The 20,511-nt window shown below is 71.9% G+C and carries 27 protein-coding genes; 12 read left to right on the forward strand and 15 right to left on the reverse strand.

All coding sequences use genetic code 11. The annotated features are described in order from the left end of the window. Positions 1-23 precede the first annotated feature (23 nt). Positions 24-530 carry a helix-turn-helix domain-containing protein gene (locus ABGB14_RS19410; protein WP_347645087.1) on the forward strand — a complete coding sequence of 169 codons (507 nt, stop codon included), beginning with the start codon at positions 24-26 and terminating at the stop codon, positions 528-530. A 4-nt stretch (positions 531-534) separates the two neighbouring features. Here ABGB14_RS19410 and ABGB14_RS19415 read toward each other — a convergent pair whose 3' ends face one another. The 7 genes from ABGB14_RS19415 to ABGB14_RS19445 form a co-directional block, all read right to left on the reverse strand. After that, the gene (locus tag ABGB14_RS19415; protein ID WP_347645088.1) at positions 535-1,968 is read right to left on the reverse strand and encodes an MFS transporter; all 1,434 of its coding nucleotides are present in this window, start codon (positions 1,966-1,968) and stop codon (positions 535-537) included. Positions 1,969-2,014: 46 nt separating this feature from the next. Beyond that, positions 2,015-2,815: a glycerophosphodiester phosphodiesterase family protein gene (locus ABGB14_RS19420; protein WP_347645089.1), complete on the reverse strand. Its 801-nt coding sequence runs from the start codon at positions 2,813-2,815 to the stop codon at positions 2,015-2,017. Positions 2,816-2,851: 36 nt separating this feature from the next. Beyond that, positions 2,852-3,391, reverse strand: a complete 540-nt coding sequence (locus ABGB14_RS19425; RefSeq protein ID WP_347645091.1) for a TrmH family RNA methyltransferase — start codon at positions 3,389-3,391, stop codon at positions 2,852-2,854. Beyond that, the gene (locus ABGB14_RS19430) at positions 3,388-3,978 is read right to left on the reverse strand and encodes a methyltransferase (RefSeq protein ID WP_347645092.1); all 591 of its coding nucleotides are present in this window, start codon (positions 3,976-3,978) and stop codon (positions 3,388-3,390) included. Before ABGB14_RS19430 ends, ABGB14_RS19425 begins: the two co-directional genes overlap by 4 nt. 11 nt (positions 3,979-3,989) lie before the next feature. Next, complete coding sequence (locus tag ABGB14_RS19435; protein WP_347645093.1) at positions 3,990-4,937, reverse strand: VWA domain-containing protein; 948 nt, start codon at positions 4,935-4,937, stop codon at positions 3,990-3,992. A gap of 64 nt (positions 4,938-5,001) precedes the next feature. Then, a complete protein-coding gene (locus ABGB14_RS19440) occupies positions 5,002-5,934 on the reverse strand; it encodes a DUF58 domain-containing protein (RefSeq protein WP_347645094.1) in 933 nt (310 codons plus the stop codon). A 4-nt stretch (positions 5,935-5,938) separates the two neighbouring features. Further along, a complete protein-coding gene (locus ABGB14_RS19445; protein ID WP_132599621.1) occupies positions 5,939-6,940 on the reverse strand; it encodes an AAA family ATPase in 1,002 nt (333 codons plus the stop codon). A gap of 56 nt (positions 6,941-6,996) precedes the next feature. Here ABGB14_RS19445 and ABGB14_RS19450 point away from each other — a divergent pair, with 56 nt between their 5' ends. Both ABGB14_RS19450 and ABGB14_RS19455 read left to right on the forward strand, forming a co-directional pair. After that, positions 6,997-7,770 (forward strand): hypothetical protein, encoded by a 774-nt coding sequence (locus tag ABGB14_RS19450; protein ID WP_347645095.1) that lies wholly within the window; start codon positions 6,997-6,999, stop codon positions 7,768-7,770. Between the two features lie 61 nt (positions 7,771-7,831). Next, positions 7,832-8,695 (forward strand): DUF2268 domain-containing putative Zn-dependent protease, encoded by an 864-nt coding sequence (locus ABGB14_RS19455; protein WP_347645096.1) that lies wholly within the window; start codon positions 7,832-7,834, stop codon positions 8,693-8,695. A 26-nt stretch (positions 8,696-8,721) separates the two neighbouring features. On the opposite strand, the gene ABGB14_RS19460 is transcribed toward ABGB14_RS19455, so the two are convergent. Then, positions 8,722-9,387, reverse strand: coding sequence for a response regulator transcription factor (locus tag ABGB14_RS19460; protein WP_347645098.1), 666 nt, complete (start codon positions 9,385-9,387; stop codon positions 8,722-8,724). Next, positions 9,384-10,601: a histidine kinase gene (locus tag ABGB14_RS19465; RefSeq protein ID WP_347645099.1), complete on the reverse strand. Its 1,218-nt coding sequence runs from the start codon at positions 10,599-10,601 to the stop codon at positions 9,384-9,386. Before ABGB14_RS19465 ends, ABGB14_RS19460 begins: the two co-directional genes overlap by 4 nt. Positions 10,602-10,744: 143 nt before the next feature. Between ABGB14_RS19465 and ABGB14_RS19470 the strand changes: the two genes are divergently transcribed. The 7 genes from ABGB14_RS19470 to ABGB14_RS19500 all read left to right on the forward strand — a co-directional run bounded on the left by ABGB14_RS19470 (position 10,745) and on the right by ABGB14_RS19500 (position 15,654). Then, positions 10,745-11,308 carry an ATP-dependent Clp protease proteolytic subunit gene (locus ABGB14_RS19470; protein WP_347645101.1) on the forward strand — a complete coding sequence of 188 codons (564 nt, stop codon included), beginning with the start codon at positions 10,745-10,747 and terminating at the stop codon, positions 11,306-11,308. Positions 11,309-11,425: 117 nt separating this feature from the next. Further along, positions 11,426-12,043 (forward strand): ATP-dependent Clp protease proteolytic subunit, encoded by a 618-nt coding sequence (locus tag ABGB14_RS19475; protein WP_347619437.1) that lies wholly within the window; start codon positions 11,426-11,428, stop codon positions 12,041-12,043. Between the two features lie 79 nt (positions 12,044-12,122). Continuing rightward, positions 12,123-12,884 carry a TSUP family transporter gene (locus ABGB14_RS19480; protein WP_347645102.1) on the forward strand — a complete coding sequence of 254 codons (762 nt, stop codon included), beginning with the start codon at positions 12,123-12,125 and terminating at the stop codon, positions 12,882-12,884. Between the two features lie 186 nt (positions 12,885-13,070). Then, the gene (locus ABGB14_RS19485) at positions 13,071-14,054 is read left to right on the forward strand and encodes a YafY family protein (protein WP_347645104.1); all 984 of its coding nucleotides are present in this window, start codon (positions 13,071-13,073) and stop codon (positions 14,052-14,054) included. 41 nt (positions 14,055-14,095) lie between these two features. Further along, positions 14,096-14,707: a LysE family translocator gene (locus ABGB14_RS19490; protein WP_347645105.1), complete on the forward strand. Its 612-nt coding sequence runs from the start codon at positions 14,096-14,098 to the stop codon at positions 14,705-14,707. Further along, on the forward strand, positions 14,704-15,438 hold the full coding sequence (locus ABGB14_RS19495) for an alpha/beta hydrolase (RefSeq protein WP_347645107.1): 735 nt from the start codon (positions 14,704-14,706) through the stop codon (positions 15,436-15,438). The genes ABGB14_RS19490 and ABGB14_RS19495 overlap by 4 nt, the downstream gene beginning before the upstream one ends. A 3-nt stretch (positions 15,439-15,441) precedes the next feature. Next, entirely contained in the window at positions 15,442-15,654 is a 213-nt protein-coding gene (locus tag ABGB14_RS19500; RefSeq protein ID WP_132599661.1) for a hypothetical protein, read from the forward strand. Here the strand turns inward: ABGB14_RS19500 and ABGB14_RS19505 are convergent. Continuing rightward, positions 15,651-16,073, reverse strand: a complete 423-nt coding sequence (locus ABGB14_RS19505; protein ID WP_347645108.1) for an SRPBCC domain-containing protein — start codon at positions 16,071-16,073, stop codon at positions 15,651-15,653. The two genes, ABGB14_RS19500 and ABGB14_RS19505, sit on opposite strands and share 4 nt — an antisense overlap. Then, positions 16,070-16,405 carry a metalloregulator ArsR/SmtB family transcription factor gene (locus ABGB14_RS19510; protein WP_347645177.1) on the reverse strand — a complete coding sequence of 112 codons (336 nt, stop codon included), beginning with the start codon at positions 16,403-16,405 and terminating at the stop codon, positions 16,070-16,072. The genes ABGB14_RS19505 and ABGB14_RS19510 overlap by 4 nt, the downstream gene beginning before the upstream one ends. 63 nt (positions 16,406-16,468) lie before the next feature. On the opposite strand from ABGB14_RS19510, the gene ABGB14_RS19515 reads away from it, so the two are divergent. Beyond that, complete coding sequence (locus ABGB14_RS19515) at positions 16,469-16,810, forward strand: VOC family protein (protein ID WP_347645110.1); 342 nt, start codon at positions 16,469-16,471, stop codon at positions 16,808-16,810. Positions 16,811-16,818: 8 nt separating this feature from the next. Here ABGB14_RS19515 and ABGB14_RS19520 read toward each other — a convergent pair whose 3' ends face one another. Next, positions 16,819-17,697 (reverse strand): hypothetical protein, encoded by an 879-nt coding sequence (locus tag ABGB14_RS19520; protein WP_347645111.1) that lies wholly within the window; start codon positions 17,695-17,697, stop codon positions 16,819-16,821. A gap of 96 nt (positions 17,698-17,793) precedes the next feature. Here ABGB14_RS19520 and ABGB14_RS19525 point away from each other — a divergent pair, with 96 nt between their 5' ends. Then, on the forward strand, positions 17,794-18,516 hold the full coding sequence (locus ABGB14_RS19525; RefSeq protein WP_347645112.1) for a CGNR zinc finger domain-containing protein: 723 nt from the start codon (positions 17,794-17,796) through the stop codon (positions 18,514-18,516). A 139-nt stretch (positions 18,517-18,655) separates the two neighbouring features. Here the strand turns inward: ABGB14_RS19525 and ABGB14_RS19530 are convergent, their stop codons facing one another. The 3 genes from ABGB14_RS19530 to ABGB14_RS19540 all read right to left on the reverse strand — a co-directional run bounded on the left by ABGB14_RS19530 (position 18,656) and on the right by ABGB14_RS19540 (position 20,154). Further along, complete coding sequence (locus ABGB14_RS19530) at positions 18,656-19,018, reverse strand: cupin domain-containing protein (protein WP_347645113.1); 363 nt, start codon at positions 19,016-19,018, stop codon at positions 18,656-18,658. Between the two features lie 90 nt (positions 19,019-19,108). After that, on the reverse strand, positions 19,109-19,657 hold the full coding sequence (locus ABGB14_RS19535; RefSeq protein ID WP_347645114.1) for a dihydrofolate reductase family protein: 549 nt from the start codon (positions 19,655-19,657) through the stop codon (positions 19,109-19,111). Between the two features lie 137 nt (positions 19,658-19,794). After that, positions 19,795-20,154: a metalloregulator ArsR/SmtB family transcription factor gene (locus ABGB14_RS19540; RefSeq protein ID WP_347645116.1), complete on the reverse strand. Its 360-nt coding sequence runs from the start codon at positions 20,152-20,154 to the stop codon at positions 19,795-19,797. Between the last annotated feature and the right edge of the window lie 357 nt (positions 20,155-20,511).

Below are 20,511 nucleotides of genomic sequence, written 5' to 3' on the forward strand. Positions count from 1 at the left end.
TATCAACCAACTATCCTGGGTCCATGAACAGGTTCGGTGAGATGCACTGCTCCATCGCCCAGGCCGTCGGAGTGGTCGGCGAGCCATGGACGCCGCTGATCCTGCGTGACCTGTTTCTCGGGCTGCGCAGGTTCGACGATCTGGCGGAGGATCTGGGCATCTCCCGCAACCTCCTGGCCGGCCGGCTGGCGCGCCTGGTGGCGGCGGGGGTGGTGGAGAAGCGTCCCTACCAGGAGCGGCCGGTGCGCCACGAGTACGTCCTCACGGAGGCGGGCCGTGACATCGTGCCCGCCCTGACGACCCTGATGGCCTGGGGAGATCGCTGGTCCACTCCGCCGGGTGGCCCGCCGGCGCTGCTGGTGCACTCCTGCGGCGAACGTTTCACGCCCGTGGTCACCTGCCCGCACTGCGGCGGGGAGGTCACGGCCGGCACGGTGACGGCCGTGCCCGGCCCTGGAGCGTCCCAGGGGCCGGGCACGATGCTCGTCGGCACTCGGATCTCCGGCGGCGCCGGAGGGGGCGCCGGCTGAGCGCTCAGATGCGCTCGGGCACCTCGTTGCCCGCGGCGCGGATGGCCTTGGGCAGGTTGGTCAGGGCCAGGAGCACGAAACCGAGCACGAAAAAGATGATCATGGAGACGATGGCGATGCGGTAACTGTTGGTGAGCTGCAGCGCCACCGTCACCGTCAGCGAGCCGATGAACGCCGAGCCCTTGTCGCTGATCTGCAGCAGGCTGAAGTATTCGGCCTCGCGCCCCTTCGGGATCACCTGCGAGAACAGCGAGCGCGACAGCGCCTGGGTGCCGCCGAGCACGATCGCGATCGCGAACGCCATCAGGTAGAACTGCAGGGCCTGCCTCTCGCCGACGAACATGGCCACCACCACGATCGCGGTCCACACCACCAGGCTGGCCAGCACCGTGCGCTTGGTGCCGAAGACGCCCGCCAGCCGCCCGAGCAGCAGCGCGCCGAAGAACGCCACGAACTGCACCATCAGGATCGCGCTGATCTGCACGGTCTTGTCCAGCTTGAGAGCCTCGGAGGCGAAGGCCGCGCTGTTGCCGATGACCGTCTGCACGCCGTCGTTGTAGACGAGGTAGGCCACCAGGAACAGCAGCGTCAGCGGGTAGCGGCGCAGCTCGGCCAGCGTGCGGCCGAGCTGGCGGAAGCTGCCTCCGGCCGAGCGCAGCGCCGTGGTCTCGTGCGCGGGAACCGGCCGGTTGCGCAGCCGCAGCAGCGGGACGACGGTGAAGATGGCCCACCACAGCCCGGCCGACATCATGCTGATGCGCACCGCCATGCCCTCGGCCAGCCCCAGGCTCTCGTGCTGCAGGTAGAGCACCAGGTTGAGGGCCAGCAGCAGGCCGCCGCCGAGATAGCCGACGGCCCAGCCGCGCGAGGAGACCGTGTCGCGTTCGGCCGGGGTGGAGATCTGCGGCAGGAACGAGTCGTAGACCACGACCGAGGAGCCGTAGGCCAGGTTGGCCACGACGAACAGCACGCCGCCGAGCATGTAGCGGTCGCCCTCGACGAAGTACAGGCCCATGGTGGCCAGCGCGCCGACGTAGGCGAAGCCGCCGAGCATCTCCCGCTTGCGGCCGGTGTGGTCGGCCAGCGCGCCCACGATGGGCAGGAACACGATCTGCAGCAGCACCGCGACCGTCATGATCAGCCCGAAGAACGCGGCCGGCCTGATGTCGGCGCCGAGCACGTCGACGTATCCCAGCCCGGGGTTGGCGATCACCAGGTCGTCGAAGGCGGCCACGCACTGGCCGGAGGCCATGCCGGGGAAGTCCTGGGCGCAGGCGGCGGTCTTGGCGACCGGGATGAGGTAAGGGCCGAGGAAGACCGAGATGATCGTGGTGTAGAAGGCGGAGTTGGCCCAGTCGTAGAGGTACCAGCCGCGCTGCTCGCGCCGGCGGGCTGCGGGGGAGTCGTCGAGGGCCCCGGGGGGTGGGGGTGCGGGCATGGTGTCGTGTCGCTCCTATGAGGGCAGGGCGGGGGGTGCGTCGCTCTCAGGCGGCCAGCCGGCCGGGGTGCCACTGGCCGCGACGCTGGAGGACGTCGCGCAGGCCGGTGACGTTGTCGGTCATGATGCCGTCGACGCCGAGGTCGAGCAGGTGCTCCATCCGGGCGGTGTCGTTGACGGTCCACACGTGCACCTGCATGCCGATGGCGTGCGCCGTGCGGACCAGCGCCCGGGTCGTGACGCGCAGCCCGCGGAAGCCCGCCGGCACCTGCGCGCACGGCACCCCGGCGCGGGACAGGCGGGCGAGCAGCCGCCCGTAGCCGGAGGTCGCGGCGGCGGCACGCAGCGCGGCGACGCCACGAGGGCCGAGCGCCGAGCACACCTCCCTGCCCAGCGCCGCCCTGGCCAGGGCCAGGCGCTCGTCGGAGAAGGAGGTCAGGCAGATCCGGTCGTAGGCGTTGGTGCGCCGGATCGCCGCGGCGAGCGGGGCGATGGCGGCCGGCTCCTTGACGTCGATGTTGAAACGGATCTCCGGCCAGGTGCCCAGGAGGTCTTCCAGCAGCGGGATCTCGTGCACGCCGTCGATGCGGGCCCGCTTGACCTCCCGGTAGGGGAGCTCGGAGATGCGGCCCCGCCGGTCGGTCACGCGGTCGAGCGTGTGGTCGTGGAAGGCGAGCAGCACGCCGTCGGCGGTGGCGTGGGCGTCGGTCTCCAGATGGGTGTATCCGAGGCCGACCGCCCGCTCGAACGCGGCGGCGGAGTTCTCCGCGTTCTCCGCCGCTCCGCCGCGGTGGGCGAAGGCCAGCGGGCCCGGGTGGTCGAGAAAGGCGAAACGGCGGCTGAGCACGTCCTGAAGTATGCCCTTCTGGGAGAACGGCGCGGATTACGATTCGGGGAGATTCTCCCATTCCTGGCGGCGAACCTCGGCCAGGGCGATGGCCGTGGCCACCGCGACGTTGAACGAGCCCACCCGGCCGACCTGGGGGATGTAGCAGGCGCCGTCGGCGGCGTCGAGCAGGGCGGGGGAGCAGCCGTGGTCCTCGCTGCCGACCACCAGGCACACGTCGCGGCCGAGCTCCGCCCGGTGCAGGGGCACGGCGTCGGCGGTCAGTTCGACGGCCAGCACCGTGTAGCCCTCTTCGCGCGCGGCCTTGACCGCCTCGGTGGCCGGCATCGCCTCGTGCCAGGTGACGAGCCGCTCGGTGCCCAGCGCGGTCTTGCCCGCCTTGGGATTGGTCGGCGGGGTCGCGTTGCCGGCGAGCCAGATCTCGTCGACGCCGAAGGCGGCGGCGCTGCGGAAGATCGAGCCGATGTTGAACGGGCCGGTGACCGACTCGACGATCAGGCCGAGGCGGTTGTGGGTGTTCCTGCGCCAGGTGCGGTTGAGCCGCTTGACGTCGGTGGGGCGCAACTGCCTTCTCATCGGGTCACCTTCAGGATGCGGTAGGCGGCTCGGCTGGCCTCGCGGGAGGCCTGCCAGCCCTGCTCGCCGAGCCAGCGCTGCAGGGAATCGGAGCCGAGGTGTTTCTGGACGACCAGGTAGGCCACACCGTCGGGCGTCAGCCGGGTCAGCCACCTGGTGAGCATGTCGTGCAGGGCCTGCTTGCCGATGCGGATCGCGGGATTGGACCAGATGGCGCGGAACCTCACGTCGTCCGGCACGTCGTCCGCATGCACTGATCTTACTTTGTAAAGGCGGGCGGCCTCGGCATTGCGCGCGGTCAGCTCCAGGCTCCGCCGGTTCACGTCGACGGCCCACACCGTCGCCCGCGGCGCCCGCGACGCCATGGTCAGCGCGACGGGGCCGTAGCCGCAGCCCAGATCGAGCAGGTCGCCCTCCTGCGGCGGCGGCGGGACGCTCTCCAGCAGCACGCGCGTGCCGAGGTCGACCCGCTCGGGCGAGAACACGCCGCTGTCGGTCTCCAGCCGCAGGTGCAGGTCGGGCAGGACCAGGTCGACCGAGCCCGGCCTGCTCGCGCTCTTCGGCTGGTCGGAGAAGTAGTGGGCCACGGGGCAGAACGTTACGGGATCCTGGTGCCGAACAGCACAGCCGCTCCCGCCACCAGCAGCCCGGCCATGATGGCGGCCACGATGAACCACTGGGTGATCTCCTGGTTGACCAGCTTGTAGCCGAGCGAGGTGCCGATCTGCTCGTAGACCTCGCGCAGCTCGGAGCCGGACTCGGCGGTGTAGGCGCGGCCGCTGGTGCCGTCGGACAACGACTGCAGGGTCTGCTTGTTGACCGGCACGTTCACCGGCCTGCCGTCGATGTTGACGGTGCCCTCCTGGGTGCCGTACGCGATCGTGGAGACCGGCACGCCGGCCTGCTGGGCCGCCTCGATGGCCTCGTTGACGGACCGGCCGGAGGTGTTGTCGCCGTCGGACAGCAGCACGACGGCGGACGGCGGCGGGTCGGTGGCGGCCTGCTGGTCGAACGAGCGCACCGACTCGAGGGAGTTGAAGACGGCCTCGCCGATCGCGGTGCCCGGCCGGGTGGTGAGGTTGCCGATGGCGGTGATCACGGCCTGGTGGTCGGTGGTGGGGGAGATGACCACGTTGGCGGATCGGGCGAAGGAGACCACGCCGACGTTGAAGCGGTCGGGCAGCTCCTTGGCGAACGACTGCGCGGCCGCCTTGGCGGCGCTGATCCTGTCGGGGTCGACGTCGTCGGCGTCCATCGACAGCGACACGTCGAGGGCGATCATGATGGTGGCGCGGTCGCGCGGCACGCGTACCTCGCCGGCGGGTTTCGCCGCCCCGACGACCAGGAGCGACATCATGACCAGGAACAGCGCGGGCGCCACGTGCCGGCGCCAGCCTGGCCCGGCGGGGGCGACGAGGTTGAGCAGCGCCAGGTTGGTGAAGCGCACGGTGTAGCGGCGGCGGGCGAACTGCGCCACGACATAGCCGGCGACCAGCAGCAGCACCAGCACGAACAACCACAGCCAGGCAGGGGCGAGAAAGCTCACCAGGCCTCCTTCCCGGGCCTTGTGACCACGATAGCGTCGGTGATGGTCTCCTCGTTTCGCTCGCTCACACCGGTCTCCGGTGGGCCAGGTGGCTCATGCGGCGCTGGCGCAGGACGAACTGTGCCACGTCGAACACCCAGTCGCGGTCGGTGCGCAGCACGAGGTGGGCGATGCCGGCACGGCGCAGCGCCCGGCGGGTGCCCTCGCGTTGCTGGGCTGCCGCTTCGGCATACGCTTGCCGAATTTTGGGTGAAAGATGCACTTCGCGTACGTTCCCGGTCTCGGGGTCGGCGAACGCGACCCGGCCCACGTCGGGCAGCTCCAGCTCGCGCGGGTCGATCACCTCGACGGCCAGCACCTGGTGGCGGGCCGCCAGACGCCTGATGGGGCGCTCCCACGGGCGTTCGGCGTCGGGGTCGAGGTCGGGGCGGGCGTCGAGGAAGTCGGAGACGATCAGCCGCATGCCGCGCCGCCTGCGGCTGGCCGACAGCACCTCGATGCCCTCGGCCAGGTCGGGCGGGTCCGGCACGATCCGGCCGCGGGGGGCGTCCATGAGGGAGTGGAGCAGCCCGTACAGGGCGGGCCGGCCGGTGCGGGCGGGCATGCGGTGAATGTACTCGTCGTGGATCACCAGCGCGCCGAACCGGTCGCCCATCCTGCTGGACAGGAACCCGATCGCGCCGATCGCCGCCACCACCAGGTCGCGCTTGTCGGTGTCGGCGGTGCCGAAGTCCATGCTGGGCGACAGGTCGGCCAGCGCCCACGTCTCCAGCTCGCGATCGGCGATCAGGTCGCGTACGTGGGGGATGGTGGTGCGGGCGGTGACGGCCCAGTCCATGCGGCGCACGTCGTCCTCGCCGGGCACGTAGACGCGGCTGTCGCCGGCCTCGCTGCCGGTGCCGGGCAGCAGCCCCTGGTGCGCGCCGTGCAGCAGCCCGTCGAGCCGCCGGGTGACGGTCAGCTCCAGCCGGCGCAGCGCCTGCTCGGCGGTGTTCACCGGGTCACCGGTTCTGGTTCCAGACGACGACGGGCGGGGGCACGGCGTGCAGGATCTGCCGGACGACCTGCTCGGGGTCGACGCCGTCCGCCAGGGCGTCGAAGGTGAGCATCAGCCGGTGCGACATGACGTCCACGGCCACGTCGCGCACGTCGTCGGGCAGCAGGTAGTCGCGGCCCCGCAGCAGGGCCAGCGCCCGCCCGGCGGAGACCAGGCCCAGCGTGGCGCGGGGGCTGACGCCGATCTCGATGGTGTCGGCCAGCTCGTCGAGGCCGTACTCGCCGGGGGAGCGGGTGGACATGACCAGGCGTACCACGTAGTCGGCGACGAGCTGGTGGACCGAGACGTCCTCGGCGGCCTTCTGCAGCGTCAGCAGCTTGGCGGGGTCGAGCACCCGGTCGGGGACGGGCGGGGTGACGCTCATCCGGTGCAGGATCTCCAGCTCCTCGTGGGCGGTGGGGTGGGGCACCCGCACCCGGAAGAGGAAGCGGTCGCGCTGCACCTCGGGCAGGGGATAGACGCCCTCGGACTCGATGGGGTTCTGGGTGGCCAGCACGATGAACGGCTTGGGCAGCGGGTGGGTGACGCCGGCCAGGGTGACCTGGCGCTCGGCCATGACCTCCAGCAGCGCGGACTGGACCTTGGCGGGGGCGCGGTTGATCTCGTCGGCCAGGAGGAAGTTGACGAACACGGGACCGAGCTCGACGTCGAACTTCTCGTTGGAGGGGTGGAAGACGCGGGTGCCGATGATGTCGCTCGGCACGAGGTCGGGGGTGAACTGGATGCGGGCGAACGTGCCGCCCACGACGGTGGCCAGCGTGGACGCGGCGAGGGTCTTGGCGACGCCGGGGACTCCTTCCAGCAGGCAGTGCCCGCGGGCCAGCAGGGCCACGATGAGTCTTTCGACCATGTGGTCCTGTCCGACGATGACACGCCGGACCTCGTCGAGACTCTGACGCAGCAGTGCCGCGTCGTTTCCGCCCGGCAACTCTTCGGCGACGCTCATGAGCCCCATTCCACCAAACGTGCCGCAAACTCGCACGACGCCACGTCTGTGCTTTCATGGCAAACGTGGCAAGTCCCCTGCAGTACGGCGATCCACCCCGGCTGGGGCCCTACCTGGTGCGGGCGCGCCTGCAGACGGCGCCGGCCGGCTTCGTGTACCTGGGCCAGGCGCCCGACGGGCGCGCCGTGTCGCTGGCGGTGCTCACCAGAGGCGCCGCGCTCGACGCCGCCGCGCGCGACCGGTTCGTGACGGCCATCAAGGACGCGGGCGAGAGCCGGCCGTCCGGGATGCGCGGATGGCTCGGGCGGGCGGGCCGGCCGCGGGCCGCGGTGCTGGAGGGCGCCCCCGAGGTGCTCGACATGGACGGCGGGCGGGCGCCGTGGGTGGCGGTGCCGTACGCGCCTGGCCGGCCGGGGGCGGAACGGTTCCTGGAGCCGGTGATGGTGGGCGGGACGCTCATCGGGGAGGCTCACGGGCCGGACTTCGTACCGTACTGGCTGACCGACCGCGCGCCGGCGCTGCCCCGGCTGACCCGGCGGCGCAGGCCGCTGACCGAGACGCGCAAGCGGGTGCTGATGGCCGCACTGGCCCTGGTGCTGCTGCTGCTCCTGGTGACGGCCATCCTCCTGCTGCTGGTGCTCGGCCGGCAGGACAGCGAGCCGCAGCCCAGGCAGCTGCCGCCGACGGTGTTCGTGCCGACGCCGCCGCCGACGCCGGAGACTCCAGAACCGCAGCCCTCGCCGTCGCAGTCACCCGAGCCCAGCAGGACCGGGCCGGGCACCCCGGGAGAGTCGCCGGGCGACGAGAGCGGCGAAGAGCCGGAGCTCTGACGCGTCGGGGCCGGTAACGCGTTTGACCCTCACGTAACGTGAGACTTTAGGGTCCTGCGCCATGGAGTTCATCATTCATGACACGTTGACGCCGATGGCCGGGATGTTGCGCGGGCCGCTCGACCGGCGGCCGGACGCGCTGCGGGAGGTGCTGGCGCCGCTGCGCGACGCGATCCCGATGCCGGGCGACATCGTCGACATCCACCACAACGGCGGCGGCTTCCGGGTCGACGCCGACGATCCGCGCTACCTGCCCGCCGTCGAGCGCATGATCGAGGCCGACGTGCTGGGCCAGGTGCGGCGTGAGCTGACCCGCGCCTCGGAACGGCTGTCCGGGGCCAAGCAGGGCGAGACGCTGGAGGTGTGGTTCGTCATGGGCAACCCCGACAACGAGCACCTCATGACGACGGCCGGCGGCTACTACGGCATGGGTGGCGCGCCGGGCATGATCTACCTGCTGGCCTGGCCGTCCGACGAGGTGATCGGGAAGATCGGGCACCTCGCGGTGCACGAGTTCCACCACGGCGTGCGCTACACCAGCGTCGAGTGGAACCCGGTCACCGTGACCGTCGGCGAGCACGTGCTGGCGGAAGGGCTGGCCGAGGCGTTCGTGCGGGAGCTGTCGGGGGCGCAGGCGATGGGGCCGTGGTCGTCGATGGTGACCGGGGAGAGGTACGACCTGGCGTACGAGAAGATCATGGCGGCCTTCGACCTCGCCGGGATGCAGAACACGCCGGCGTACGTGCTGGGCGACAGCGCGACGCGCAACTTCGGGCAGGAGCCGCGCGACATTCCTGACATGGCGGGATATGCGGTGGGGCTGCGGCTCGTCGACCAGATTCTGGAGGCCACCGGGCTGACGGCGGCCGAGGCGACCGTGCTGCCGGCCGCCGAGCTGATGAGGCGCGCGGGCCTGCGCGGGTAGCCAGCGGGTGGTCTCAGCGGGTGGTCTCAGCGGGTGGTCTCAGACGGGGAGACGAAGCCGGACTCGTAGGCGGCGATCACCGCCTGAGTGCGGTCACGGGCCCCCAGCTTGGCCAGCACGTTGCCGACGTGCGTCTTGACGGTCTCCTGGCTGACGACCAGCTGGGCGGCGATCTCGTGGTTGGACAGGCCCCTGGTCATCAGGCGCAAGACGTCGCCCTCGCGCCCGGTCAGCCGGTCGATGCCCGGCACCTTGGCGGGCGAGAAGGCGGCCTCCTGGCGGCGCCCGGCGAGGGTGCGGATCGCGGCGGGGAACAGCAGCGACTCGCCGGCCGCGACCAGCTTGACGGCCTGCACCAGCTCGTCTGGCCTGGCGCGTTTGAGCAGGAAGCCGCTGGCCCCCGCGCGTAGCGCGTCGTAGACGTAGTCGTCGTTCTCGAAGGTCGTCACGACCAGCACCTTGGGCGGGTCGTCCAGCGCCATGAGGCGCTCGGTGGCCTGGATGCCGTCGAGGGCGGGCATGCGCACGTCCATCAGCACGAGGTCGGGGCGCTCGCGGCGGACGACGGGCAGGACCGCGGCGCCGTCGGCGGCCTCGCCGACCACGCTCAGGCCGGGCTCGGCGTCGATGATGATGCGCAGGCCGGCCCTGATGAGGTCCTCGTCGTCGGCGATGACGACAGTGAGAGTCATGGACTCGACCGTAGCGGTAGGCGCGCGGAGACCGTCCATCCGGTCTGTGTGGGGCCGGCGTGGAGGTCGCCGTCGAGCAGGCGCGCGCGCTCGCGCATGCCCGCCACGCCCCTGCCCCCCGACGGGCGGGGGCCGTCGCCTCCGGCGGCGTTGGTGACCTCGAGCCGCAGCTCGCCGTCCCGGACGCCGGCCGACAGGAGCACCGGGCCCCGGCCGTGCTTGATGGCGTTGGTGAGCGCCTCCTGCAGGATGCGGTAACCCTCCCGGGAGACGACGGCGGGCACGCCGGACAGGTCGCCGACGTCCTGCCGCACCTGCGCGCCCGAGGCGGCGACGAGGTCGCCGAGATCGGCGAGCGTGGCCTGCGGGCGCCTGTCGGGCACACCGCGGCCGTCGCGGGCGCCGCTGTGGTCGCCGTCGCGCAGCACGCCCAGGACGTGGTCGAGGTCGTCGAGGGCGGCGCGGGCGGACTGCTCGATGGCGGCGAGCGCGGTCCTGGCCGTGCGGGGGTCGCGGTCGAGGACCCGGCCCGCGGCTGCGGCCTGCAGGGTGACGACGCTCAGCGCGTGGCCGACCGAGTCGTGCAGCTCGCGGGCCAGCCGGTTGCGCTCGGCCAGCGTACGGGCCTGCTCCTCGGCGGCGGCCAGGCGCTCGGCCGGGGTGGGGCCGAGCAGGACGGGCGCCAGCCTGGCCAGCAGCGCGCCCGCCCCCGCGGCCACGGCGACCAGCGCCGCCAGCGTCGCGAGCCCGCCCAGCGCCCACGACACCGCGTTCCACCCCGGCGTGACGACGGCGCCGAACACCGGCGTCGGGTTGCCGACGACGGGCAGCAGGAGCGTGAACGCCGTGAACGGCACGATCGCCAGCGTGCAGCCGCTGACCACGCCGCCGACCGCCAGATGCAGCGTGAACCAGGCGGCGGTGCGGCGGCGCTCCTGCCAGGAGCGGCCCGCCTGCCGCGGCGGGGTCTCGACGTGCGCCCCGAGCAGGCCCTGCGCCGCGTTCACCTCCAGCGCCCGCACCGGCAGGAACAGCCCGGTCGCCGCCACCACGGGCAGCACCGCCACGAACACGCCGATCTGGGTGGGCAGCAGGACGTTGGCGTTCTCGCCCTGCCAGATCGCCGCGACCAGGACGCCGACCATCATGTACGGCATCAGCAGCGCGCCGCCCAGGATGAGGCACGCCCACCGGCGCGGAAGGTTCTTTCTCACACCGGCGATTATATGTCGATGTTTATTCGCTCACAGAATAATGCGCCCTCAGAGAAATGCGCCGCCAGCGAAAAGAATCCTTAATCGGCGCGTTCTCGCACTAGCGTTTTTCGCGGAAATACCCGCACGGGAAGGTGACGTTCATGACGGAGACCCAGCGCGCGCAGTGGCCTGACCAGCTCAGCCAGCGCCTGTTGAAGGAGCGCATCGTCGTTCTCGGCCAGGAGGTCGACGACGAGATCTGCAACCGGCTGTGCGGCGAGCTGCTTTTGCTGGCGGCCGAGGATCCCGCGCGCGACATCACCCTTTACATCAATTCTCCTGGCGGTTCCGTGCATGCGGGGCTGGCGCTCTACGACATGATGCAGTTCGTGCCGTGCGACGTGGCGACGGTGGCGATGGGGTTCGCCGCGTCGATGGGCCAGGTGCTGCTGTCGGCGGGGGCCAAGGGCAAGCGCTACGCCCTGCCCAACGCCCGCATCGTCATGCACCAGCCGCTCGGCGGCATCGGCGGCTCGGCCAGCGACATCGCGATCCAGGCCGAGAACATGCTCTTCACCAAGCGCAGGATGGCGGAGATCATCGCCCACCACACCGGCCAGCCGCTGGAGCGCATCCAGGCCGACTCCGACCGCGACCACTGGTTCACCGCCCGGGAGGCGCTCGACTACGGCTTCGTCGACCACATCGCAGAGGGGATGAACTGAGGTGAGTCCACGCGACGTCTCGCCCGGACGGCGAACCGTCGATCCACGCACCGCCACGCGGCGGTCCGCTTCCTCCCCAAGGCTCGGGCCCGAGGGCTCCGGCGAAAGGAAAGTCCGATGAACGGCCGTTACGTGCTGCCCTCGTTCACCGAACGCACCTCCTACGGCATGAAGGAGATGACCCCCTACACCAAGCTGTTCGAGGACCGCGTCATCTTCATGGGCGCGCCCATCGACGACACCGTGGCCAACGACGTGATGGCGCAGTTGCTCACGCTGGAGTCGCTCGACCCCGACCAGGACATCAACATCTACATCAACTCGCCCGGCGGGTCGTTCACGGCGATGGCGGCCATCTACGACACGATGCAGTTCGTCCGGCCGGAGATCCACACGGTCTGCATCGGCGAGGCGTCCTCGGCGGCGGCGGTGCTGCTGGCGGCCGGTTCGCCGGGCAAGCGGGCGGCGCTGCCGCACGCGCGCGTCCTGCTGCACCAGCCGGCCACGGAGGGCGGGCGCGGGCAGGGCAGCGACCTGGAGATCCACGCCAGAGAGATCCTGCGCATGCGCGACCAGCAGGAGGAGATCCTGTCGCGGCACACCGGGCGGGGCACGCTCGAGATCAGGAAGGACATCGAGCGCGACCGCATCTTCACGGCCGAGCAGGCTCGCTCCTACGGGCTGGTGGACGACATCTACGCCTCCAGGAAGCGCACGCCGGCCGGGGCCCGCTGACCGCCCGGATCCCCTCACCATCGGCTGAGGTGCGACTTGTACACTCTTGGGGTTTCTTGGGGGAAATCGGGGGAGTGGCGTGCCGCTGGAGCAGGTCCTGGTGTTGCTGTGCGCCGCCGCGGGAGCGGGGTGGGTCGACGCCGTCGTGGGCGGCGGCGGTCTGCTGCAACTGCCCGCGATCATGGTGACCGGCATGCCGACGGTCGAGGCGATGGCCACCAACAAGTTCTCCTCCGTCTTCGGCACCGCGTCGGCGGCCGTGGCCTACGCCCGCTCCACCAAGGTCGACCGGCAGGTGGCGCTGCCGGGCGCCGCGCTGGCGGTGCTCAGCGCCGGGCTGGGGGCGTGGGCGGCGGCGTCGATCTCGGCCGAGGTGCTGCGGCCTGCCGTCATGGTGGTGCTGCTGGCGGTGGCGGCGTTCGTGACGCTGCGACCGGCCATGGGAGCCGTGCCGGAGCCGCACCTGCGCACCCGGGGCCGGGTGGTCGCGGCGGTGGCGACGGCGGGGGTGGGCATCGCCTTCTACGACGGCATCCTGGGCCCCGGCACGGGAACGTTCCTCATCATCGCCTTCACCGCCATCCTCGGCCTGGACTTCGTCTCGGCCTCCGCGTCCGCGAAGATCATCAACATCGGGACGAACCTGGGAGCGCTGCTGGTGTTCGGGGCGCAGGGGCACGTGCAGTGGGCCCTGGGGCTGGGCATGGCGGTGTGCAACGTGGCCGGCGCCCAGTTCGGCGCGCGCATGGCGCTCAGGCGGGGCACCGGCTTCGTACGCGTCATCCTGCTGTGCGTGGTGGCGGCCATGGTGGTCAGGCTGGGCTGGCAGCAGTTCGGCTGACATCCATCCCGGCACGAACCCCGGGCAGCCGATCGACGCCGCCCGCCCCGGCGCGGGGTCACGCCGCCCGGCGGCCGAGAACACCTGCGGCAGCACGGCGGCCCCGTCCCGGAGCAGGCGAACCCGATCACGCCCGCCACCTGGTGCCCGCCGAGCATGAGTGATGGGCGCGAATACACTGTGGACGTGCGTGCCAGCCGCCTGCTCTCGCTGCTCCTGCTCCTGCAGTCACGCGGCCGCATGACCGCGCCCGAGCTGGCGGCCGAGCTGGAGGTGTCGGTACGCACGGTCTACCGCGACGTCGAGGCGCTGTCGGCCGCCGGCGTGCCGGTCTACGCCGACCGCGGCCCCGCGGGCGGCTACCAGCTGCTCGACGGCTACCGCACCCGGCTCAACGGGCTGACCTCCGAGGAGGCCTCCTCCCTGTTCCTGGCGGGGCTGCCCGGCCCGGCCGCCGAGCTGGGGCTGGCGGAGGTGGCCGCCAACGCCGAGCTGAAACTGCTGGCCGCGCTCCCGCCCGAGCCGCGCTCGCACGCCTCCCGGATGCGCGAGCGTTTCCTGCTGGACGTGCCCGGCTGGTACCGCACGAGCGACGACGTGCCGCATCTGAGCGAGGTGGCGGAGGCGGTGTGGGAGCAGCGGCCGCTGCGCATGACCTACCGCCGCTGGGGGCCGCGCGAGGTCGAGCGGGTGATCCATCCGTACGGGCTGGTGCTCAAGGGCGGTTCCTGGTACATGGTCGCCGCGCCGGCGGACGGCCGGCCCGGGGGCGATCCCCGTACGTACCGGGTGGCGCGCATCCTGGCCGTCGAGACGTTGCCGGGGCGGTTCAGCCGCCCGGAGGGGTTCGAGCTGGGCGGGTTCTGGCGCGCGTACGCCCAGGAGTTCCGCGAGCGCATGTACACCGCCGAGGCCGTCATCCGGCTGGCGCCCGGCAGGGGCGAGCTGCTGGCGTACACGATGGGCGGCGACGTCGTCGGCGCGGCGCTGGCCGCGGCGGGGGAGCCCGACCCCGAGGGGTGGCTCACGCTCACCGTGCCGGTCGAGTCCTTCACGCACGCCCGCTGGCTGCTGCTGCGCATGGGCGCCGACGTCGAGGTGCTGGAGCCGCCGGAGCTGCGGGCCCTGATGCGTGAGGCGGTCGCCGAGCTCGGCAAGGTGTACGAATAAATGAGGCGATGACCGGGCCTCGAGTCTGTCAGCATTCCGGCATGTATCTTCTCGCTTTCGCAGGCGCGTGCGTCCTGGTCGCCATGGCGCCAGGGGTGAGCACCGCCGTCATCATGCGCCAGACGCTGCGTGCCGGCCGCGGCTCGGGCCTGGCGGCCACGCTCGGCAACGAGACCGGCATCCTGCTGTGGGGGCTGGGCGCGGCCTCCGGCCTGTCGGCGCTCGTGGTGGCCTCGCAGCTGGCCTACGACGCCATGCGGGTCGTGGGCGCGGTGGTGCTGGTCGTCATGGGCGCTCAGGCGCTGTGGCAGGCCCGCAAGGGGTCACCGCCCGCCGAAGGCGAGGTGGTGCCGGGACTGCGCGGGCCCTACCTCGCCGGGCTCGGGACGTGCCTGGCCAATCCCAAGGCGGCGGTGTTCGCGATGTCGTTCCTGCCGCAGTTCGTGCCGGCCGGCCAGAACGTGCCGGTCACGCTGGTCACGCTCGCGCTCGTGTGGGTGCTGGTCGACCTGCTCTGGTACACGCTGGTCATCTGGACCGTCGCGCGGGCGAAGGCGTGGCTGGGCCGGCCCGCGGTGCGGCGGAGGCTGGAGCAGGTCTCCGGCGTGGTGCTGATCGGGCTGGGTGTACGGCTGGCGGTGGAGACGCGATGACGATCTGGCACGACGAGCGGGGGACGGGCGAGCCCGTGGTGCTGCTGCACTCGACGGCGGCCGACTCCGGCATGTGGGACGCGCAGTGGGAGGCGCTGTCCGAGCGGTTCCGGGTGATCAAGGTGGATTTCCGCGGGTACGGGCGCAGCCCTTACCGTGCCGACGGGCCGTACAGCGACAGCGGTGACGTGGCCCGTCTGCTGGCCGCGCTGGAGATCAGCCGTGCGGCGCTGGTCTCCTCGTCGGGCGCGGGCCGGGTGGCGCTGGAGCTGGCCGCGGCCGGGCTGGCCGACCGGCTGGTGCTGCTGAACCCGATGGCCGACCTGCCTCCCACGGCGGACCTGCGGGCGTACTGGGACGAGGAGGAGCGCCTGCTGGAGGAGGGAGACGCGCAGGGCGCGGCCGAGCTGAACGCGCGCACCCTCCTCGGTCCCGAGGCCTCCCCGGAGGCGTGGGATCGGCTGGTGGCGATGCAGCGGCACGCCTTCGAGGTGCAGCTGGCCGCCGACCCGGAGCCCGAGCAGGTCGAGGGGGAGCTGTCGGCGCGGGCGATCGACGTGCCGGCGCTGGTGGTGGCCGGCGCGCACGACCTGCCGTACTTCACGGCCTCCGCCCGGCACCTGGCCGCCGAGCTGCCCCGGGCGCGGCTGGTGGAGCTGGAGTGGGCCGGGCACCTGCCGGCCCTCGAACGTCCTGAGGAGATCAGCGCGCTGCTGCTGGATTACCTTTAGTGCATGACGAACGACCTGGCGACCCTCATGAGGCAGGCGCAGGACGACGATCCGCTGCGGGCCCTGCACGCCACGACCGCGCTGCGCCGGGAGATCGAACGTCTGGAGGCGGTCCAGGTGCGGCGGGCCAGGGTGGCGGGGCTGGCCTGGGCGCAGATCGCCGAGGCGGTCGGCGTGAGCAAGCAGGCCGTGCACAAGAAGTACGGCCGCCGCTAGGTCTCCCACCGGCCGGCGAACCAGCGCAGCGCGATCTGCCAGGAGTAGCCGCGCCGGATGCGACCGGCGACGTCGGGCGGCAGCGTGTCCAGGCCGCGGTGTTCCAGCAGGACCTCGGTGCCGCCCGTGACGGGGGTGAAGGAGACCTCGATCTCCATCCGCCCGGTCTTGTTGATCAGGTCGGCCCACGCCAGGCGGTGCGGCGGATCCCAGGCGAGGACCCTGCCGGTGTCGACGTGACCGCCGTCGGACCACAGCTCGCGCAGGTAGCCGTCCTCGAAGCGGATGCCGACCGCGCGGGCGGGATCGACCCAGCTGTGGCGGCCGCGCACCCACCAGCTGTCGATCTCGTCGGTGAAGGCGCGGAACGCGTCCGCGGGCTCGACGGGGACGGTGACGCTGGCCCGCACGGAGCTCATCCGCCGCGCTCCACGTGGTCCTTGAACGAGCCGAGCTGTTCGGCCCAGAACGCCTGCACCTGGTCGAGCCATGCCTGCAGCGCCGTGAACGGCTCCTGGCGCAGGGTGTAGAGGCGCAGCCGGGCGTCGTCACCGCCGGCTTCGGCCTGCACGAGACCGCCCGCCCGCAGCACGCGCAGGTGCCTGCTGAGGGCGGGCGCGCTCATCTGCACGGCCTGCGCGAGCTCGCCGGCCGGGCGTGGCCCGTCGCGGAGCAGGTCGATGACCTTGCGCCGGGTGGGGTCGGCGAGCGCCGCGAGCGTGCCGTCCAGATCGTTAACTTTGTTGTTAATGGTTGCCGCCTTTTGTTAGGCTCTCTCCTTAACGATAGCGACAATTATTGCGGAGGTACGCCCATGGCCGCCGATCTCGGTTACTACACCCTGTCCGTCCGGGACATCGACAGGGCAGCCGCCTTCTACGGGCCGCTGCTGGGCTGGGAGTTCAGGCGCGAGCGCGACACGTACCTGCACGTCACCAACACCGCCGTGCCGATGGGCTTCGTCGCCGGCGAGCCCAGCGCGCAGCCGGACCTCTACTACCACGTGGATGACATCGACGCGGCGGTCGAGCAGGTGCGCAAGCTGGGCGGCAGCACCGGGGAGGTGTTCGCCGGCCGGTCGGGGCGCGGTTGTTCCTGCACCGACGACCAGGGCACCCAGATCAGCCTGTGGCAGCCCGCCCCGGGGTTCGGCTGATCCGAGGGTCAGCCCGGGGTCGCGACGGTGGTGATGCCCAGCGTGCTCGTCTTGGGCAGCAGCCCCGCCTCGAACACCGCGCCGAGGAACGGCGAAACGAGCTGGGCCAGCCGCTCGGCGCGCTCCTCCCCGAGCAGCCGCCACGGCGGGGCCGCCAGCTCGTCCGTCATCAGCTCGACCCGTTCGCGCAGCGCCCTGCCCTGCCCGGTGGCCCCGCCGTCGGGGCCGACCAGCCCGCGCCCGGCCAGCCGTTCCCGCGCGGCGGCCCACTCCCGCTCGCTCCATCCGCGTCCGGCGAAGTTCGCCACGGGGGCTGCGCCGATCGCCGCGAACGACACCAGCGACTCGCACGGGTCCAGCTCCGCGGCCTGCAGCGCCGCCAGATGCCCGTCACCCCGGTGCTCGCGCAGCACGGTGGCGGCCCGCCACACCACCAGATGCGGCTCCTCGGGCCAGGGCAGATCCAGGTTGGCCGCGGCGAGCGGGCGCCCCGCCACCGTCACGCTCTCGGCCGCCCGCCTGGCCAGCTCCGCCGCCTCCGCCGCCTCGGGTCCGTCCACCTTGCCGCCCATCAGGTCGCGGTACGTCCTGTCGACCGCCGCCAGCCGGGCCGCCAGGACCTGCCCGGGCGTGGCCACCTCCCATACGGCCGGCACGTGCTCGGCCACCGTCCGCGGGCTGAAGCTGTAGTACGCCGCCGTGGCCAGCTCCGCTCCGGCCCGCCCGAGCGGGGCCGTGCGGTAGGCGAAGTAGCTCGGCCAGCGCGATTCGACGTCGTATCCGAGGGTCGCGGCCGCCTCGAACGCTTGGGGCGAGAAGTACACCGCGGCGTGGACCGGCTCGAGCTGGTGCCACATGCGGCGGGCAAGCCTGGACCAGGTGCTCATGAAATGTCCTCACTGTCTAGATAAGGTATGACGGTGACGATAGAGGCATGGCGCATCACTGGTCAATCGCAAATAGACAGTTATGTCGGACGGTGGGTGGACCTGGCCGTCCTGCTGGTGAACGAACTGGCCGTCACCCAGGCCCGCGGCCGCCCGGCCGGCCGGCCCGCAGAGCCGGCTGCGGGGCCGTTCGCGGGGCCGGTCGCGGGGACTCGCGCCGGGCGGCGCGCCGCCCTCGAAGCCGCCTTCGCCCGGAGCGCATGGACCCCCTCCCCGCCGCCCCGCCCCGGCCCGGACGCCGCTGCACAGCCGTACACCATCTCGCAGCGGGACGGCGCCGGGGCGGGCGGGCCCGGCGCGGGCGACGGCGGCGGCCAAGCGCGTGCCGGAGCGGCCGGCTCCGTGCCGGACGGCGGCGCGGCGGGCACCGGCCTGGCCTTGACGGACGAGGAGGCCGACCGGCTCACGGGTGTGGCCGCCGAACTGCGTCCCGCTTTCACCGGCGCCTCGGAGGCGGTCGCCATGCTCAACCAGTGCCTGGTGCGTCACGCCGCCGTGCCCAACCTGTACGGTGATCCGCCGATGCTGGCCTTTCACCGGCCGGAGGCGGACCGGGTGGACGCCTGGGCCGCCGACGCCGCGACAGCGCTGGCCATGGTGATCGGCGTCGGGCAGGGCATACGGTTGCGCTCCTGCGACGCGAGCGGTTGCGACCTGGTGTTCTTCGACGTCACCAGGAACGCCTCGCGCCGGTTCTGCGGCGTCTCCTGCCAGAATCGCGCCAAGGCCAGCGCCTACCGAGCCCGACGCCGCGCGTAGCCCGCGTCCGCCCGCAGAAAGGCGTTCCTCCCTGGATCCGTGTGCCGCGTGGCCGGCCCGTCCTCCGTGAGAGGCGAGGTGGATCCCCGAGTGGGCGCGCCCGGGAGGGCGGGCCGGAATGCGGCGGTGAGCGGTGCGGTCAGCCGCTCCTGGTCCTGGCGTAGTCGGCGGCGCCGCCCGCGAAGTCGTAGACGACGGCCGGCTGGTCGCCGACGACCCAGGCGTCGTGTCCCGGCGGGCAGACGAAGACCTCGCCCGGGCCCACCTCGGCCTCGGTGCCGTCGTTCATGCGGATGCGCAGGCGTCCCTCGGCGACGAACCCGTTGTGGTGGACCTCGCACAGGTCCGTCCCCGCGATCGGCTTGACGGAGGCCGACCAGCGCCAGCCCGGCTCGAACGTGGCGACGCCGAAGGTGAGCCCGGTGAGGTTGCACACCTCCAGGTGGCCCATCGGGAAGTCGCGGCGTTCGTCGGGCTTGTCGATGCTCTTGACTTCGATCATGACGTTCCCCCCTCCCGTCAGGTCCAGTCTTACACCGCCGACGGGCCGTCACAAGCCGCTTGAGCTGGGCGAACGCCATCATGCGCGGCTTCAGCCGGACGCCCGGTGGACCCGGTAGGTGGACTGGACGACGCCCGCGCCGAACACCTGCGTCGACACGTGGACGAGCGGGACGTCCCCGCCGACCGGGCCGAACAGGGGCAGCCCCGTACCCAGCAGCACCGGGACCGTCGTCAGGGTCATCTCGTCGATCAGCCCGGCACGGAGGAAAGCGCGGATCACCTGGCCGCCGTCGACGTAGACGCCCTTGGCGCCGCGCTCTGTCAGGTGCCGCAGGAGCGCGTCGAGGTCGCGGTGGACGGTGACGCGAGGGTCGGCGTCCTCGGGCAGGGTGCTGCTGAGCACGGCCACGTGCCTGTCCTCATGCGGCCACGGATCGTAGGTCAGGCCGGGTTCGTACGTGCCGCGGCCCATGACGACGGTGTCGATGTCCTTGATGAACGCGTCGTAGCCCAGGTCGCCGCCGGCGGCCTCGCCCCGGCTGGTGAGCCAGTGAAGGTCGCCGTCCTCGCGGGCGATGAACCCGTCGAGGCTGATGCCGATGAAGACCGAGCAGGTGAACGGGCGGCGGGTATTCATGGAGGTCTCCCGTTAGTAAATGCAGGTTCATTTACTAATGTACTGAGAGGGGGCGAGGTATGCCAAACTGCCGGCGCGCCACGTCCGGAGAGCCATCCGTTCGGGGTGAGCCGCCCTCGCGGACCGCGGGATCGCGGCTACCGGGGAGGGTCGGGTGCCAGGCTCCCGTCGGGGGCGATGTGATCGAAGATCTGGCGAATCAGCGTGATCACATGGGGGTCCTCCACCGCGTACAGCGTCCGGCGGCCGTCCCGGCGCGCGGTGATCAGGCCGGCCAGGCGGAGCTTGGCGAGGTGCTGGGAGGCCGTGGCGATGCTGATGCCCGCGTGCGTGGCCAGCGTGCTGACGTCGTAGGAACCGTGGGTGATCAGCCACATCAGGTGGAGTCGCACCGGGCTGGCCAGCAGGGCGAACGTCTCGGCCGCCGCCCTCAGCTGCGCGGGGGTCGGCGGTGGGTGCTCGGCGCCGGGTGAACCCGGATCGGGGGAGGTCGACATCGTCTCTCCATTGTCTCGCGCAGGCGGCTCGCCGCTCACCCAACATTTCGACACTTGCGCGATTCCCGAAACATGTGGAGGATGGGAGGCACTCCGAAGGGGAGTAGTCCGCAACGCCCGCACGTCGACATGCTGAGAACCTCGCGTTCTCCGGCGGCGGGGACCGGTCACCGACCGGTGGGCGAGACCTTCGGCCACGCATTCATGCCTGGCCGAGTCTCCCGTGGGTGGCCCGGCCGGGTCGTCCACCGCCCAGGAAGGACCTCTCCACGTGATTCCCACCAAGCTGCCGTGTCCAGCTGCCGACCTGTGCGCTGCTCACCCTGCATCCGTGTCCGGCGCCCGGGTGGCGGGCGC

It is taken from the genome of Nonomuraea sp. B10E15 (assembly GCF_039871615.1).
Classification (GTDB): domain Bacteria; phylum Actinomycetota; class Actinomycetes; order Streptosporangiales; family Streptosporangiaceae; genus Nonomuraea.

Bases quoted from the DNA above. Each gene is read 5' to 3' on its own strand.
- ABGB14_RS19505 (WP_347645108.1), bottom strand. From the start codon at position 16,073: ATGAGCTCCGTGCGGGCCAGCGTCACCGTCCCCGTCGAGCCCGCGGAC.
- ABGB14_RS19530 (WP_347645113.1), bottom strand. From the start codon at position 19,018: ATGATCGAAGTCAAGAGCATCGACAAGCCCGACGAACGCCGCGACTTC.
- ABGB14_RS19410 (WP_347645087.1), top strand. From the start codon at position 24: ATGAACAGGTTCGGTGAGATGCACTGCTCCATCGCCCAGGCCGTCGGA.
- ABGB14_RS19495 (WP_347645107.1), top strand. From the start codon at position 14,704: ATGACGATCTGGCACGACGAGCGGGGGACGGGCGAGCCCGTGGTGCTG.
- ABGB14_RS19490 (WP_347645105.1), top strand. From the start codon at position 14,096: ATGTATCTTCTCGCTTTCGCAGGCGCGTGCGTCCTGGTCGCCATGGCG.
- ABGB14_RS19540 (WP_347645116.1), bottom strand. From the start codon at position 20,154: ATGTCGACCTCCCCCGATCCGGGTTCACCCGGCGCCGAGCACCCACCG.
- ABGB14_RS19475 (WP_347619437.1), top strand. From the start codon at position 11,426: ATGAACGGCCGTTACGTGCTGCCCTCGTTCACCGAACGCACCTCCTAC.
- ABGB14_RS19500 (WP_132599661.1), top strand. From the start codon at position 15,442: ATGACGAACGACCTGGCGACCCTCATGAGGCAGGCGCAGGACGACGAT.
- ABGB14_RS19520 (WP_347645111.1), bottom strand. From the start codon at position 17,697: ATGAGCACCTGGTCCAGGCTTGCCCGCCGCATGTGGCACCAGCTCGAG.
- ABGB14_RS19460 (WP_347645098.1), bottom strand. From the start codon at position 9,387: ATGACTCTCACTGTCGTCATCGCCGACGACGAGGACCTCATCAGGGCC.
- ABGB14_RS19450 (WP_347645095.1), top strand. From the start codon at position 6,997: ATGGCAAACGTGGCAAGTCCCCTGCAGTACGGCGATCCACCCCGGCTG.
- ABGB14_RS19425 (WP_347645091.1), bottom strand. From the start codon at position 3,391: ATGAGAAGGCAGTTGCGCCCCACCGACGTCAAGCGGCTCAACCGCACC.
- ABGB14_RS19455 (WP_347645096.1), top strand. From the start codon at position 7,832: ATGGAGTTCATCATTCATGACACGTTGACGCCGATGGCCGGGATGTTG.
- ABGB14_RS19470 (WP_347645101.1), top strand. From the start codon at position 10,745: ATGACGGAGACCCAGCGCGCGCAGTGGCCTGACCAGCTCAGCCAGCGC.
- ABGB14_RS19515 (WP_347645110.1), top strand. From the start codon at position 16,469: ATGGCCGCCGATCTCGGTTACTACACCCTGTCCGTCCGGGACATCGAC.
- ABGB14_RS19445 (WP_132599621.1), bottom strand. From the start codon at position 6,940: ATGAGCGTCGCCGAAGAGTTGCCGGGCGGAAACGACGCGGCACTGCTG.
- ABGB14_RS19535 (WP_347645114.1), bottom strand. From the start codon at position 19,657: ATGAATACCCGCCGCCCGTTCACCTGCTCGGTCTTCATCGGCATCAGC.
- ABGB14_RS19415 (WP_347645088.1), bottom strand. From the start codon at position 1,968: ATGCCCGCACCCCCACCCCCCGGGGCCCTCGACGACTCCCCCGCAGCC.